Below are 15,677 nucleotides of genomic sequence, written 5' to 3' on the forward strand. Positions count from 1 at the left end.
GGCGTTATACCCGTTCCCGGGCGAGTTGGAGGTATCGTCGGGCCATTCGGCGCCAGCGGGAGGCTTGGCGCCGCCGTTCGTCGTCCAGGTGCCAGATGGCAATGGCGGCACGGATGAGTGCATGATAGGCTTCGTAGAAGGAAAGGAGTGGGGCCGAGACATCGTCTTCCGTCCGGGTCCGATAGTGCGCAATCAGCTGCTCCCCAATCCAGGACGCCCCGAGCCGGTTGCATTCGAGGGATAAAAACGCCAGGTCCGAGGCCGGGTCATGCAGCCGCAGCGTTCGATTGAATTCGAGGCAATCGATCACCATCGGCGGATCGGTGAGGCACACGTGCTCCGGCCGCAGGTCGCCGTGCGCATCCACGACCCGAGCACCTCGCGCGCCCAGCCGGTGTGGATGCGCAGTCACCCACTGCAGCAGTCCCGCCACAACCGCCCGCACGAGCGAGCGATTGAGTCCGTAATGCGGCCGTTCCAGGGAGGCCCCTTTCGCCCGCACGTTCGCCGCGACGCGCCCCCGATATGTGCCCGGACTCCAGTCCAGCGGCTCGGCCCGCTCGTAGAAGGCTGTGAGTTTGGCGCCCAGGTGCCGCACGTCATTCAGTGAGACCGTTCCCCGCTGGATGCAGGCATCCAGCATGCGCTCCCGCGGCAGGCGCCGCATCTTCACCAGCCAGTCGACCGGTGGTCCATCACCTCCAACCCTCCGGCCGGTCTCCATTTCTGTTACGGGCACGACAGCCTGATACACGGGCGCCGCAAGCCGTCGATTGAGCACCACCTCGGTCTCGCAGGCCCGTTGCCGTGCCTCACGCGTTCGATAATCGATGAGGCGTGTACGGATCGGCTTCTTCAATTTGTAGGCATGTGCCTCCGTGAGAAACACCCAGGCCATGTGCGTCTCAATGGTCTCCACTGGCCCCTCGCCCTCAGGATAGCTCGATGCCCGGCGCAGCGCTGCCACCGTCGTTTCGAATTGGGCTCGGACCTCTTCGGAAATGCTCGTGAGACCGTGCATTGGAGATGGAGGGTTGAACAGGAGGCCGGGGGGAGGGGCCGATCAATTCTAGTGAACCTCTCCGGCGCGGGCGTGCTCCGTAATGTGCGATTGGCGTGAGGGGAAGCGGTTCCACTTGTCACTGCCCGATGCCATCCCGATGTTGTGCTCTGGTACAATCATGTTTCTGGTCGGAGCAATACAGGATTATGTCGGAGTCTACTCCCTGGGTCGTATGCAAGTTTGGGGGCACGAGCGTGTCGAGCCGGGCCCGCTGGGACACCATCGCTGAGGTGGTGCGCACACATCGAAACGAGGGGCGTCACCCGTTTCTCGTCTGCTCGGCCCTGCAGGGCATCTCGGATCAGCTGGAGGTGCTGGTGCGCGAGGCGACGGACGGGGACCCGCGGCCCACGCTCAACACCATCCGTGATCGGCATCGGGCGCTAGCTGCGGATCTGGAAGTGGACGCGGAAACGACATTGAACGAGGGCTTTGAGCGACTGGAGTCGCTCACCGAAGAGATCATGCAGGAGGATTCGCCCTCGCCCCGACAGCGGGCTGCCGTCATGGCTTCGGGCGAACTGTTGTCCACCCGCCTCGGCGTGGCCTATTTGTCCGCGCAGGGCGTTCCGGTGGAGTGGCTGGACGCACGCGAGTTTCTGCGAGCGAAGGACGACGCCAACGTGCCGCCCCGCCGCCAGTACCTCGCGGCCACCTGCGCCTCCCACTCCGATCCGGTGCTGCAGTCGCACCTTAATGACAATCCCGACACGCTCTATCTCACGCAGGGCTTCATTGCGAGTAATGCCCTCGGCGAGACCGTCCTCCTCGGGCGGGGCGGCTCGGACACCTCCGCGGCTCACTTTGCGGCGAAGCTCCAGGCCGAGCGGCTCGAAATCTGGACGGACGTCCCCGGCATGTTTACGGCCAACCCGAGTGAGGTGCCGTCGGCCCGCCTGCTGCGCCGACTTGGCTACGACGAAGCGCAGGAACTGGCCACGATGGGCGCGCGGGTACTGCATCCCCGCTGTCTCGGCCCCGTGAAGCGGCACCGCATTCCTCTCCACATCCGAAGTACGGAGGATCCTAAGGTCGACGGGACAATCGTAGCCGGCGACGGCCCCGATGTCGGGCCGCACGTGAAGGCCATCTCGGCCAAAGATGAGGTGACGGCCGTGAGCATGGACACGCTCGGCATGTGGCAGGAGGTTGGCTTCCTGGCCGACGTCTTCCAGATCTTCAAGCACCACGGCCTCTCGGTGGACCTCGTGGCGACCTCTGAGGCCAACGTCACGGTCACGCTTGACCCACAGGCCAACGCGCTGGACGCCGATGTTTTGGATCGTTTGCTGCACGACCTCAACCAGTACTGCGACGCGGAGCTGATCCGATCGTGCGCGGTCGTAAGCCTTGTGGGACGTCACATTCGCTCCCTTCTCAGTGACCTCGGGCCGGCGTTCGAGGTGTTCGACGAGAAGAAAGTACACCTCGTCACACAGGCCGCGAGCGACCTCAATATGAGCTTCGTGGTGGATGAGGAGCAGGCTCCTCGTCTCGTGCGCGAGTTGCACGCCCAGTTCTTTGGGGCCAAGGCGCCGGACGCCATTTTTGGTCCGCGATGGCAGGAGCTGGTGGACAGTGTGGACGCGGACGGTCGCCAGCCCGACGCGTGGTGGCGCGATCGCCGCGAGGATCTCTTGACGCTGGCCGACGAGCAGTCGCCACGCTACGTTTACAGCGAAGCCACCATCCGGGAAAAGTCAGACGACGTGCATGCGCTGGAGGCAATTGAGCAGCCCTTCTACGCCATCAAGGCAAACCCGCATCCCGATGTGCTTCGGCTGCTGGAGGAAGAGGGCGTGGGCTTCGAGTGCGTTTCGCCGGGCGAGCTGGACCGCGTCTTCGAGGCCGTGCCCGATATCGATCCGGAGCGGGTCCTTTTCCAACCCAACTTTGCGGCCCCGGAGGAGTACGCCGAGGCCTTTGAGCGCGGTGTGCACGTGACACTCGACAACGTGCAGCCCCTCGTCGAGCGACTGGCCATCTTCGCCAACGAGGAGATCTTTGTGCGTGTGGATCCGGGTGAGGGCCACGGCCATCACCGCCACGTCCGCACTGCGGGTGCACAGTCGAAGTTCGGCGTGGTGCCCGCCGAGCTGGAGCGCCTTCGGGCGGCGGCCGACCGGGCCGGCACCTCCGTCGTGGGCCTCCACGTGCACGTGGGCAGTGGCATTACGGACGAAGACACGTGGGCCGACCTCGTGGACTTTCTGGCGTCGCTTGCCACCGACTTTCCGGACGTGCGCACACTCAACGTGGGCGGCGGGCTCGGCGTGCCGGACCGCCCCGGCGCCGCTCCGGTCGATCTCGATTCGCTCAACGACGTGCTCAACGAGGCCGCCGCGCGACATCCGCAGTATACCCTCTGGATGGAGCCGGGCCGTTACCTTGTGGCGGAGGCGGGCGTACTCCTCGCACAGGTTACACAGACCAAAGCGAAAGGACCGGTGCACTACATTGGGCTCGACACCGGCATGAACAGCCTCATCCGGCCGGCCCTCTACGGCGCGTACCACGAAATTGCCAATCTCTCGCGCCTCGGCGACGCACTGTCTGTCACTGCCGACGTGGTGGGGCCGATCTGCGAAACCGGGGACGTGCTGGGGCACAACCGTCAGCTTCCAGATACGGACCCGGGCGACGTTCTCCTCGTGGCCACGACGGGGGCCTACGGGGCGAGCATGGCCAACCACTACAATCTGCGCCCGCCCGCCGAGGAGGTGCTGCTTTCAGACGACTGACGGCGGACCGCCGTCCCTTGCTTCGGGAACGGCGTCCGCCTACGTGCGCAGCCGTCGCAGCGGGGCCGCGATTTCAATGCGGACGGAGGGGGTTAGTCGTCGTCCCCATCGTCGTCATCGTCTCCGTCGTCGTCATCGTCGTCCTCGTCATCATCGACCTCAATTTCGGTTACGCCGTCCTCAAACTCTGCCTCGAACTCCACGAGTTCGTCGGTCGACGCGTAGTCGAATTGCGAAAGGTCGCGAACGGTCCCGTCTGAGTTGCGGAGCCAGCGGGTCGGGTCCAGGCGAACGGTGAGGCTGCGGGAGAGGCCGTCGCCCGTCACCTCAAGCGGCGGACTCAGCTCGCGCTCAATCTCGATCTCCGCCTCAAAGTAGGTCGTGAAGTCGGTGGACGTGCCGTCATTTTGTGTGAACGTGCCCACGACGACCATGCTCGCGTCGTCCGGCCAGTTGGGGAAATCCTCAACGATCGATTCGCGAAGGGCCTGGAGCGACTGCTCGTCATCGTCGTCTTCGTCTGCGTCGACGTCTTCGACTTCAAACTCGAACTCGTCGTAGCGGCCCGGCGGGATCTGATTGTCAGCCAAGGGAGCTACCTCATTCGTGTCGAGGGGCAGATCCAGGAATGAGGGCCCCGCCTCAAAATCTGCGCTGTCGTCGCCGTCGAGCTCGACCTCGGAGACGATGAGACGAAGGTCTGTGATCGAAAGAGTCCCATTCGATCCGTCAATGTCCAAGCCATCGTGGTTCGACTTGAGGGTAGCCGCAGTCGTTCCGGAGGTCGAGTAGCTCGTTGCAAACCCGACCTTTACGGTGCTTCCCTCCATTGTAGGCCCGGTCGAGTCGCAGGCCCCCAGCAGAAGGACCGACGCGACGAGGACAGCAGTACTGGACAAGACGCGACTCAGCAGTGACGTATTTCGATTGTGGTCCATGGAGAGGCGGTAGGTCTCGTTCGTGGATATTCTGTTTCTCTAGAGTGGACGATCCGAAACTGCCGACGTTACATCCGCTCTCCTTCTCGGTGCGTGTCGGCGGAATGAAAATTCCCATCTGAGGACTTCAATACGGGCCAGTGCCCCATTTTCGGCCACACGTCTCGTGTAGATGTTGTTACGAATGCCCTTCCTTCAAAAACCAATGCCCTCAGAACTTTTCTTGCCTCCCCTTCATGCGTGGCCAAATACTATGGCACGTGGACGGCTCGTCCCCGACTCGTGCCCACCCTAAGGGACAGGCACGAGACGGGAAACGAACCCATCACGGGACTGACACACTCGGTGCACGTGTCAGCCACGTGCCAACGTGATGCAGAGCCTCAGTCAATGTTCGGGTTCGTGTGGTGAAAAACCCCGGCCGGGTTGCCCCGATGGATCCAGGCGTGAAGCCCCGTGAAGTCCTCGGCACTCTCGTAGTGCCAGCCGTGTGCCTCCGACACCTTTAACGTGCGTGGGGACTGCTCGTCGTTGAAGAGGTTGGGCGGGGCGCAGGTCTGATCGCCGGGAACAATGTACTCAACGGCCCCGAGAATGAGGTCGTCATCGTGCATTGCGTCGTGTGGGTCTCCGGGCGCGGGGGTGTAGGATTCATTCGGAAAATAGACGAGCACCGGCGGGTCGTCTCGGTCCGTCCCGAAGGGCGGAACCCGGTCCGCAAAGTGAAAGCCCATTCCGGGGACGTACGGTGAAACGGGCACATAACCGTCCGCCCGGGCCGCCTCAATGTCTCGATATTTCTTGGTATTCTGTCGGACGGCATTCAACTGCTGGGCGAGAGACGCCTCAATTGCCGTCCCTTGCTTTTGTATCACTGATGATTCCTGGTCCAGGGGCTCTATCGTCTCCGAACGGGGGGCAACCCCATCGCACCCGATCGAGAATAATCCAATGACAAGTGTAATGACAAGTGCTCCTGGGAATCGTCTCATAGCATCCTCCTTACGTTTTTATAGAGACGCGGATCGTAAAACTAGAGAGACATGTCCATCCGCACCATAGAGGAGGGGGCAACCACCTGTGGGCTTATGGCGTACCCAATCGTACGCGACATCCACAGGACCCGGATTTGCCCGAGTCGAGAGACCATGCTATGAGGAAAACGAGCCTCTGCCGTACAGTCACCAAATGCTAAAGAGCATTCCGGCTACGAGGAGCCCAACGAGGGTCTGAAGCGAAATCTCAATCGGCATCATGGTCTCTTATTCTACTGACTCCATACGCGGGGAGCGATCCTTTATTTTGTTCCCGCATGCTTCACAGATTAAGACGGCGGTGGCATCGTCCGCATCTTCCAAACCTGCTCCGTGCCGCCGATGGATCGTGAGACGATTCTGACACGCACAGTAGCGATAGCGATCTTCTTTTCCTTTCATTTGTGAGGCTGGAGACGGTCGGAGGGTGGGCGAAAACCGTATTGGAGAACCTTCTCTCAAGGGGACGACCGAAAAACCAATACGTTACAAGAGCGTGAGCGAGAGCCCAAGACGAATGCCATCGCCTTCGCTTTTCCGGACTTGATCGGATCAGAGAGCGATTTGTGTTCGTCCGAGCGTATCCGTCGCGTTGAATCGCCTCACCTTCCTCCCGTGGTACAACACATCCGTCCCCTCCTCGAATCGATCGATGGGGAGTGTGCTGTGGCCGTCCGCTCCCTGGAGGCGTCGAGCGAAGAAGTGCTACTCGATGCCAACGTGGAATTCCATGCCGCCAGCACGATGAAGGTGCCGGTGATGGTGGAGCTGTATCGCCAGGCCGCGAACGGTCAGTTTTCTCTCGACGATTCGATTCGGGTCGAGAACGAATTTCGGAGCATCGTCGACGAAAGCCCCTACGCCCTAGATCCTGCGGACGATAGCCACGACGCGCTGTACGAACACCTCGGGGACCGGCGGTCGATTCGCACGTTGATGCGCGTCATGATTACGGCCAGCAGCAATCTTGCGACGAACCTTCTCCTTGAGGTGGTGGGGCCGGAGAAGGTAACTCGCACAATGCACCGATTGGGGGCCGAGGGCCTTCAGGTGCGGCGCGGCGTGGAGGATTCGAAGGCGTTCCGGAGGAACCGCAACAATACGACGACGGCGCACGGCCTCCTCGTGTTGTTTGAGCACATCGCCCGCGGCACGGCCGTCAGTGAAGAGGCCTCGGCCGAGATGATCAATATTCTGAAGGCACAAGAACACACGGAGATGATTCCCGCTCGTCTGCCCGATACGGTAGAGGTGGCGCACAAGACAGGATGGATCACGGGCGTCCGCCACGATGCCGGGATCGTGTTTGTCCCCGAGGGACCGACGTACGTACTCGTGCTCCTCTCGCGCAACCTGTCGGACGTGCCCGCTGGGGTTGAGACACTCTCGCGGATCTCACGTGTCGTGTACGATGCCCAGAGGGGGTCCTGAGAGGGAGTTCATGCCTTTGCCTTTCGGCCCGTACGCGTCGAGAGGCCAAAGGGCAGGTACAGCGGGCACGTGCCCACCGCACTGGTGAGCAAGAAAATCACAGACACCGTGCCCAGGATCCAGGCCGTGAGGCCGGAGATCTGGCCGGTAATGAAGAGAATCCCGACGAAGAGGGCGGCCAGCACGCGAATGACTCGGTCGAAAAAGCCCATATTTTTGGTCATAACATACCTCGGATTAAGCGAAAAAGAAGGAGGAAAAGGTATCATCCAGTATCGGAAGCGTCGGGCAGTGCGTCTGTAGGGGATTTCTCTATGAGAGGTCACAGAAAAGGAGCGTTCCCCTGTACGTCGTTCGTCCACCGTGTTGTCAGACAGAATCGTCCCGGATGCCGGAGTCTGTTTCCAGTTCGTCAAAACTTCCTCCGATACCTCGTTGACATTAACCGAGGTGGCGCGTATTGTTAGAGACCGAAGACAAAATATTATCAGCACTACATTCATCCAGAAGGGTGGAGGGAGCAGGCCCTGTGAAGCCCTGGCAACCGTCTCGGTTCACCAACGACATTGGTGGGTCGAGAAAATGGTGCCCCGTCCTGCCCCGATGCATCGGTTTTCGATTGCTCGTTCCTCGCGAACGAGGTCGTCGTCGATGCCGCGTCGGGGGAAGATGAGTGGGATCTTCGACCCTATGGTTGTGGTTCCCCCATCCGCTTCCCCTCGCGGTTGGGGTTTTTTTATTCCCCGCCGCGATTGGTGCGTTCGCTCTTCTGGATGGTTTCTCCCTTCATTACCATCCCGAGCGTGCCATGAGCAGCGAAAACGGACAACCGGACGATCAACAGTCGCCCCGCTACGAGACCCTTCAGCTCCATGCGGGCCAGGAGCCGGACCCGGCGACGAATTCCCGGGCCGTGCCCATTTACGCCACCACCTCCTACACCTTCGACGATGCGGACCACGGGGCCGATCTCTTTGCCCTGAAGGAGTTCGGCAACATCTACACCCGCATCATGAATCCGACGAACGACGTCTTCGAGAAGCGGGTGGCAGCGCTCGAAGGCGGCGTGGCGGCCGTCTCAACGGCCAGTGGGCAGTCGGCCCAGTTCCTTGCCCTCAACACGCTCTGTGAGCACGGCGACAACATCGTCTCCACGAGCTATCTCTACGGCGGCACCTACAACCAGTTTAAGAACTCCTTCCCCCGCCGGGGGCTCGACGTTCACATTGCCGACGGGGATGATCCGAACTCGATCGAGAGTCTAATCGACGAAAATACGAAGGCGGTCTACCTGGAAACGATCGGCAATCCGCGCTTCAATATTCCCGACTTCGAGCGGATCGCCGACATCGCGCACGACCACGGGGTGCCCCTCGTGGTGGACAACACGTTCGGGGCCGCGGGCTTCCTGTGCAAGCCCATCGAGCACGGCGCCGACATCGTGACGGCCAGCGCGACGAAGTGGATCGGTGGCCACGGCACCACCATCGGCGGCGTCATCGTGGATGCCGGCACCTTTCCGTGGGACAACGGTCGCTTCCCGGAGTTTACGGAGCCGAATCCGAACTACCACGGCCTCAAGTTCTGGGAGACGTTTGGCCCGGACGGTGTGCTCGACACGAACGTGGCCTTTGCCATGCGCGCCCGTGTAGAGGGCCTGCGCGACTTTGGCCCGTCTCAGAATCCATTTGGCTCGTTCCTGCTGCTGCAGGGACTGGAGACGCTCTCCTTGCGCGTGCAGCGGAGCTGCGACAATGCGCTCGAGCTGGCGAAGTGGCTTCAGAAGCGAGACGAGGTGTCGTGGGTGAGCTATCCCGGACTCGAAGACCATCCGTACCACGAGCGTGCCAACGAATACCTGGAGAACGGCTACGGGGCAGTGCTGGCCTTCGGCGTCGAGGGCGGTACGGAGGGCGGACAGGCCTTCGTCGAGAACGTGGAGCTGGCCAGTCATCTCGCCAACGTGGGGGACGCGAAGACCCTCGTCATTCATCCGGCTTCCACGACTCATCAGCAACTGACGGAGGAGGAGCAGAAGGCCTCTGGCGTTGAGCCGGACATGGTGCGCGTCTCGGTGGGCATTGAGCACATCGATGACATCAAGGCCGACTTCGATCAGGCATTTGCGTCGCTTCCGTCGACTGCTGCCGCGTAGCGAGTATTCCGTATTGCGTATTTTATCTGGCTTGGAGCTCTAGATACGCAATACGGGATACGCAATACGTGGGCCTGTTTCTGATCATCGACTATTTCTACTCCTTCCGAACTCGCCTCTCCTGCTCCAATGCCTCAAACCCTCACCCTCCCCCAGTTTACGTTTGAGGACGGGACGACGCTGCGGGACGTACCGGTGGCCTACCAGACCTGGGGCACCCTCAACGCGGCGGGCGACAATGCCGTGCTGGTGTGTCATGCCCTCACCGGGGATCCGGACGTGTCCGACTGGTGGGGGGCGCTTCTTGGACGGGATCGGGCCCTCGATCCCACAGAGGATTTCGTCGTGTGTCTGAACGTGCCGGGGTCTCCCTATGGCACGGTCTCGCCCCTTACGGTAAATCCGAAGACGGGAGCCCGCTACCGCACGGACTTTCCGATCGTTACCACCCGTGATACCGTGCAGCTCCACCGCCGCGCCCTGGAGCAGTTGGGCGTGCGGCGGGTGGCCTGTGCCGTCGGCGGCTCGATGGGGGGGATGCACGTGCTGGAGTGGGCGTTCGAGACGACCGACGACGGGGCGCCGTTCGTGCAGTCGATCGTGCCCATTGCTGTCGGGGGGCGCCACAGCGCCTGGCAAATTGGGTGGAGCGAGGCGCAGCGGCAGGCCATCTATTCCGACCCCAAGTGGCAGGACGGCGAGTATCCGCTCGACGATCCCCCCACGAGCGGGCTCTCCACGGCCCGCATGATGGCGATGGTGTCCTATCGCTCCCGCGACTCGCTCGACGGACGGTTTGGACGCGAGCGAATGGAGGAGCAATCCGAGAAGCCCTACGCGGTAGAGAGCTATCTGCGCCATCAGGGCAAAAAACTGGTAGATCGCTTCGACCCGCAGTGCTACGTGACGCTTACGAAGCAGATGGACACGCACGACGTGTCTCGCGATCGAGGAGAGTATGAGGCGGTGCTGGCGTCTATCGAACAGCCGGCCCTCGTAGTAGGCATCGATTCCGATGTGCTCTATCCCCTCTCTGAACAACAGGAGTTGGTGCAGCATCTGCCGCAGGCGACCCTCGAGATTCTGTCCTCCCCACACGGGCACGATTCGTTCCTCATTGAGCTCGAGGAGCTGAGCGAGATGGTGGCCGGTTGGCGCGCGAACGCGAATGTGCCGTCGTCGGTCGCGGCATGATCATCCCGCGAAGGGAGGGCACGATGCCGGAGGCATTCGCATATATGGGGCAGTGCCGTGCAATGCGGGACAGGGTGTGAATCCCTCCGCAGAATTGCCTTCGTTCATCCGGTGGGGCCGATCAGTGAGTACAACACACTTGCGTATCGCCATAGAAAACCTGAAAATGACCTCGACACGAAATACGGAAAACGAAACCTCGTTCCATGCCTGAGCGCTCCTCCTCGTGTACGTCTCAACGCGCGCGACCGGTTCGCGTGCTGAAGTTTGGTGGAACCTCCGTGGGGGCTGCGGACGGGCTCCGCAACGTCTGTCGGATCATTCGAGACGCCGTCGGCACGTGCCATCCCGTTGTCGTTGTCTCGGCTGCGTCGGGGGTTACGGACGACCTCGTGCGGGCCGCCGACGAAACGCGCGGAGATCGGGCTACGGCCGAGGCGTGGGTCCGCCACGTGGGGCGACGCTACCGTACACTCGCAAAAGAAGTGGTTGGAGATGGTCCGGCGTGCAGCCAGTACGAGCCTGTTTTGCAGGCCGAGCTGTCGGAGCTTCGCCGCGCCCTGCAAGGGGGGGCAGGCACTGATGCATCTGCGGCCCGGGATGCCGTCATGGCAACGGGAGAACGCCTAATGGCACCGCTGCTCGCGGCGCTCCTTGCGGCGGACGGATGCCCGGCCCGGCCGGTTGATGCGACTGCTCTCATCCGCACCGACGATGCGCACGGCGACGCCACGGTGCAGTGGGAGCCGACCCGTCAGCAGACACGGGCCTGGTTTCGGGAGTGGACGGAAGCGACGGAGATCGTTGTGCCCGTCGTTACTGGCTTTATCGGAGCAACGGCCGAGGGCACAACCACCACGATTGGGCGAGGCGGGAGTGATCTCTCGGCGGCGACCCTCGCTCGGGCCCTGGAGGCCGAACGGCTGGAGCGCTGGACCAATGTGGACGGCCTCTATACCCGCGATCCAGCCACCCATGACGACGCCCGTCGCCTCCACCAGCTCGATTTTGAACAGGCGCGCACCTGGACGAAAGCCGGGCGGTTGGGGATGCATCCGTGCACGCTCGACCCGCTGGCCGCCGCTGATATCCCCGTACACGTCCGCTGCACGCACCGCCCGGATGCTGAGGGGACCCGCATCGTGCCCGCTGCGTCGACGGTGCATTCCTAACGGGGACTCGTTTCCCACTCCCCTCCGGCATGGGCTCGATCCATCGTACGTGACCGTCGGGTTGGAAATCCCCAACATCGTGTCGAGATCGCAACACCCCGCGCATGGGAGAAACGATGGGGAAAGACCGGACGTTGCGATGGACCGGTTTTGCTCTATTCATCAATGGGTGCTCGCATGTCTGAGCTTGCCAACCTCCGACGAGAGTATGCGCAAGAGGAACTGTCGCGCGATCACGTGGCCGACGATCCCATCGAACAGTTTCGCGACTGGTTCGACGAAGCCCTCAAGGCCGAGGTGCACGAGCCGAACGCCATGACGCTGGCCACCGCCGCCCCGGATGCTGCTCCGTCCGCCCGCATTGTGTTGCTAAAGGGGGTGGACGAGCGAGGCTTTCGATTCTACACCAACTACGAGAGTCGGAAGGGCACCGAGCTGTCGCAGAATCCGCACGTGGCCCTCGTGTTTTGGTGGGCGCCCCTAGAGCGACAGGTGCGGATTGAGGGCGAGGCGATCCGGCTTCCCGAAGAGGAATCGACCGAGTACTTTCACAGCCGTCCCCGAGGGAGCCAGCTTGGGGCCTGGGCGTCACCGCAAAGTCGGGTTGTGGAGAGTCGCAAGGCCCTGAAGGAGAACCTTGAGGCCGTCACGGCGAAGTATGGAGACGACGAGACGATTCCTCGCCCCAATCATTGGGGAGGCTTTGTCGTTCGTCCCACCGAAATTGAGTTTTGGCAGGGCCGTCCCAATCGCCTCCACGATCGGCTCCGCTATCGCCGTCCGGCGCTCGATGCGGAGTGGACGCTCGAACGCCTTGCGCCCTGACGAGACGTTTGGTTGTTGAGGAGGAAGTAGTTTCAGACTGCGCCCTGACGAGACGTTTGGTTGTTGAGGAGGAAGTAGTTTCAGACTGCGCCCTGACGAGACGTCTGGTTTTCGAGGAGGAGGCGCGACGGGGGAGCGTGGGGAACTGCTACGCCACCGGCACCTCAATGAGGCTCATGCCGTTGCCGATTGCCGCGTCGAACGCGTCTTTCAACTCCTCCGGTGTCGTGGGGCGGTAGCCGTCGATGCCGAAGCTCTCAGCAAAGGTCGGGAGATCGGGGTTCGTGAGTCCCGTGCCGAAATGCTCGCCCGTGTGGTTCATCTGCTTCTCCGAGATGAGCCCGTAATCGTCGTCGTTGAAGACGATGATCGTGTATTCGGCTCCCAGACGTGTCGCGGTCTCGATCTCTGCGGCGTTCATGAGGAAGCCGCCGTCGCCCGTGGCGGCCACGACGTTCGCGTCCACCGCGAGGTCGGCGGCGAGGCCGCCCGGTACGGCAATGCCCATCGAGGCGAGGCCGTTGGAGATGATGCACGTGTTGGGTTTGTAGGTGGGGAAGTTCTGCGCGATGGCCATTTTGTGGCTTCCCACGTCCGAGATGAGCACGTCCTCGGGCGCCATGGCCTCTCGGAGCAGCGGCAGCGTGTCCCGAAGAGTGAACGGGGCCTCTCCAGAGGGCTCGCGCTGGACATCCGTCACGATGCTCGCACGAAGATCGGCGTACCAGTCCGGGTCGAATCCGAGCTTGGCGGCGCTGCACCAGTCGGCAAGCACCTCCAGCGTTCGCCCGATGTCGGCGACGAGTTCCACCTCGGGCGTATACGCCTCGTAGACTTCGGCGGGCTCACTGTCGATGTGGATCAGTGGGGCGTCCCCCTGGCCCCAGTCCGCCGGGTCGTGCTCGGCGATGTCGTAGCCGACGGTAATCACGAGATCAGCTTCGGCAATGGCACTGGCCGCCTCGCCCTCGGCCCCGGAGTCGAGCGTCATTAGCGAGTGCGGGTCGTCGTCCGGCACGGCGCCCTTGCCCATGTAGGTCGACACGACAGGCAGGTCCGTCACGTCCACGAGTGCTTGCAGCGGCCCGGCCGCTCGCGTCCGGACGGCCCCGTTGCCGGCAATGATGAGCGGGCGCTCCGCATCCGACAGGAGGGCCTCCACACGGTTGAGCGCCTCCGCGTTGGGGGCGGCAAACCGAGTGTCGCTTCGGGCCGGAAGGGGCTGCATGCTCGTTTCTTCTGCCGCCACGTCCTCCGGCAATTCCAAGTGCGTGGCGCCCGGCTTCTCATACTCGGCCACCTTGAAGGCCTTGCGCACGGACTCATGGATGATGTCCGGGCTGTCGAGCTGCGTATTCCACTTCGTGACGGGCCGAAACATGTTCAGCACGTCGATGGCCTGGTGGCTTTCCTGGTGAAGCCGTTCCAGGCTGCCCTGGGCGGTGATGGCGACGAGCGGGCTCTTGTCGAGGTGGGCATCGGCGACGCCGGTGAGCAGGTTGGTGGCGCCGGGGCCGAGCGTGGCGAGACAGACGCCCGCCTCGCCCGTCAGGCGCCCGTGCACGTCCGCCATGAAGGCGGCGCCCTGCTCATGGCGGGTGGGCACGAAGGTAACGTCGGAGTCGCGAAGGGAGAAGAGAAGATCTTCCATTTCCTCGCCGGGCAGGCCGAAGACGTGCTCTACGCCTTCTCGTTCGAGGCAGGCAACGAGGAGATCGGAGGCTTTCATGAGTCGAGGGGGGAGAACGAGAGGGAGTCGAGGAATGGTATGCCCGTGGTGCCCCATGCGCTCTCTGTCAAGATCTGGGGGGGGCGTGTGGGCGTCTGGCGCTCCGTTCCGAAGGGGGCGTTTCCGAAGGAGGATCGAAGCCAGACCAATCCGGAAGGAGGGCGCCGCGATAGTCACACCGCCAAGGAGGGGCCAAGGTTCAGGGACACCTGAAGGAACGGGATCTTGGGGACGCCCGTCCTTCTTCTTATATTAACGAGCCTCGACCCCCTGAGGACGTTCCGATTTGTTTCTCGCAGATGCGCCCGATCATTATGCTTCGACAGGGACTGGTGCTGCTCCTTACGTTGGCTCTTGCCCCTACAGCCTCGGCCCAGGACCGTCCGCGTTCGGAACGGGATGTGGACGCACTCTCGACGCGTCGGCCCGTGGCCACCTACTCGATCGTCGCCCGCGACTCGACGACCGGGCAAATGGGCGTGGCTGTGCAGTCCCACTGGTTCAGTGTGGGGGCGGTGGTGCCGTTTGCCGAACCCGGCGTGGGAGCGGTTGCTACTCAGTCGTTCGTCGATCCGCGCTATGGGCCGCTCGGGCTGGAGCTCATGCGCTACGGCCGCACGGCCGAGGAAGCCTTGCAGGCGCTCGTAACGACTGACGACGGCCGGGCCGTCCGACAGGTGGCGATGGTCGACGCCGAGGGCAACGTGGCGGCCCACACCGGAGCGGACGCCGTGCAGGAAGCGGGCCATCGCACGGGGGCGCAGTACTCGACCCAGGCCAACATGATGCGGGACTCGACCGTCTGGGACGCGATGGCCGACGCCTACGAGTCGGCCGACGGTGATCTCGCCTCGCGACTGGTGGCGGCACTCGAAGCAGCCCAGGCCGAAGGGGGCGATATTCGAGGCCGACAGTCCGCTGCGCTCATCGTCGTTCGGGCAGAGCCCACGGGACGCCGCTGGGACGATCGGCTCTTCGACCTCCGCATCGAGGACCACGAGACGCCGGTGAAGGAGCTGAAGCGACTCGTGCGCATGCAGCGGGCCTACCGGAAGCTGAACGAGGGCGACGGGCACGTAACGCAGGGAGACATTCAGGCCGCCATGGAAAAATACCGTGCGGCGATGGATCTTGTCTCCGACGAGGCGACGGAGGGGGAGGCTCCGTTTTGGGTCGGGATCACGCTGGCGAGTGAGGGCCGCGTCGACGACGCCATCCCGTATTTGCGAAGAGCCTACGCCCAGAATGAACAGTGGGCGACGCTCGTCGAGCGCCTGCCGGAGGCCGGATTGTTGCCGAGCATGGACCTTGCTACCCGGCTCGTCGAGGCGATGACGACGGAGGCAGAGAACTGATCTCGGGTACCCGTGCATCATTCCAGGGGGAAACGGCCCA

General features: G+C 62.8%; 12 protein-coding genes and 1 riboswitch. Of the genes, 7 read left to right on the forward strand and 5 right to left on the reverse strand.

Annotated features, from left to right (window positions below):
* Window positions 1-4: 4 nt before the first annotated feature.
* Entirely contained in the window at window positions 5-1,021 is a 1,017-nt protein-coding gene (locus tag BSZ35_RS12205) for a hypothetical protein (RefSeq protein WP_105012701.1), read from the reverse strand.
* Window positions 1,022-1,209: 188 nt separating this feature from the next.
* Here BSZ35_RS12205 and BSZ35_RS12210 point away from each other — a divergent pair, with 188 nt between their 5' ends.
* On the forward strand, window positions 1,210-3,804 hold the full coding sequence (locus BSZ35_RS12210) for a bifunctional aspartate kinase/diaminopimelate decarboxylase (protein ID WP_105012702.1): 2,595 nt from the start codon (window positions 1,210-1,212) through the stop codon (window positions 3,802-3,804).
* 92 nt (window positions 3,805-3,896) lie between these two features.
* Here the strand turns inward: BSZ35_RS12210 and BSZ35_RS12215 are convergent, their stop codons facing one another.
* Window positions 3,897-4,742 carry a hypothetical protein gene (locus BSZ35_RS12215; protein ID WP_105012703.1) on the reverse strand — a complete coding sequence of 282 codons (846 nt, stop codon included), beginning with the start codon at window positions 4,740-4,742 and terminating at the stop codon, window positions 3,897-3,899.
* 383 nt (window positions 4,743-5,125) lie between these two features.
* On the reverse strand, window positions 5,126-5,617 hold the full coding sequence (locus BSZ35_RS12220) for a hypothetical protein (protein WP_105012704.1): 492 nt from the start codon (window positions 5,615-5,617) through the stop codon (window positions 5,126-5,128).
* 774 nt (window positions 5,618-6,391) lie between these two features.
* Here BSZ35_RS12220 and BSZ35_RS12225 point away from each other — a divergent pair.
* Window positions 6,392-7,207 carry a serine hydrolase gene (locus tag BSZ35_RS12225; RefSeq protein ID WP_219846642.1) on the forward strand — a complete coding sequence of 272 codons (816 nt, stop codon included), beginning with the start codon at window positions 6,392-6,394 and terminating at the stop codon, window positions 7,205-7,207.
* Window positions 7,208-7,215: 8 nt separating this feature from the next.
* On the opposite strand, the gene BSZ35_RS12230 is transcribed toward BSZ35_RS12225, so the two are convergent.
* Window positions 7,216-7,431 (reverse strand): DUF2892 domain-containing protein, encoded by a 216-nt coding sequence (locus BSZ35_RS12230; protein WP_105012706.1) that lies wholly within the window; start codon window positions 7,429-7,431, stop codon window positions 7,216-7,218.
* A gap of 272 nt (window positions 7,432-7,703) precedes the next feature.
* Window positions 7,704-7,883, forward strand: a riboswitch (SAM riboswitch).
* A 132-nt stretch (window positions 7,884-8,015) separates the two neighbouring features.
* Here BSZ35_RS12230 and BSZ35_RS12235 point away from each other — a divergent pair.
* From BSZ35_RS12235 to pdxH, 4 genes are all read left to right on the forward strand, one after another.
* Window positions 8,016-9,362: an O-acetylhomoserine aminocarboxypropyltransferase/cysteine synthase gene (locus tag BSZ35_RS12235; protein ID WP_105012707.1), complete on the forward strand. Its 1,347-nt coding sequence runs from the start codon at window positions 8,016-8,018 to the stop codon at window positions 9,360-9,362.
* A gap of 129 nt (window positions 9,363-9,491) precedes the next feature.
* A complete protein-coding gene (metX, locus tag BSZ35_RS12240) occupies window positions 9,492-10,556 on the forward strand; it encodes a homoserine O-acetyltransferase (protein ID WP_105012708.1) in 1,065 nt (354 codons plus the stop codon).
* 206 nt (window positions 10,557-10,762) lie between these two features.
* Window positions 10,763-11,728 (forward strand): aspartate kinase, encoded by a 966-nt coding sequence (locus BSZ35_RS12245; RefSeq protein WP_105012709.1) that lies wholly within the window; start codon window positions 10,763-10,765, stop codon window positions 11,726-11,728.
* 177 nt (window positions 11,729-11,905) lie between these two features.
* Window positions 11,906-12,553 carry a pyridoxamine 5'-phosphate oxidase gene (pdxH, locus tag BSZ35_RS12250; protein ID WP_105012710.1) on the forward strand — a complete coding sequence of 216 codons (648 nt, stop codon included), beginning with the start codon at window positions 11,906-11,908 and terminating at the stop codon, window positions 12,551-12,553.
* Window positions 12,554-12,701: 148 nt separating this feature from the next.
* On the opposite strand, the gene BSZ35_RS12255 is transcribed toward pdxH, so the two are convergent.
* Complete coding sequence (locus BSZ35_RS12255; RefSeq protein ID WP_105012711.1) at window positions 12,702-14,282, reverse strand: acetolactate synthase large subunit; 1,581 nt, start codon at window positions 14,280-14,282, stop codon at window positions 12,702-12,704.
* A 299-nt stretch (window positions 14,283-14,581) separates the two neighbouring features.
* Here BSZ35_RS12255 and BSZ35_RS12260 point away from each other — a divergent pair, with 299 nt between their 5' ends.
* On the forward strand, window positions 14,582-15,637 hold the full coding sequence (locus BSZ35_RS12260; RefSeq protein WP_105012712.1) for a DUF1028 domain-containing protein: 1,056 nt from the start codon (window positions 14,582-14,584) through the stop codon (window positions 15,635-15,637).
* The last annotated feature ends 40 nt before the right edge of the window (window positions 15,638-15,677 follow it).

The sequence above is a fragment of the Salinibacter sp. 10B genome, assembly GCF_002954405.1.
In the GTDB taxonomy this organism is placed as follows: Bacteria; Bacteroidota; Rhodothermia; order Rhodothermales; family Salinibacteraceae; genus Salinibacter.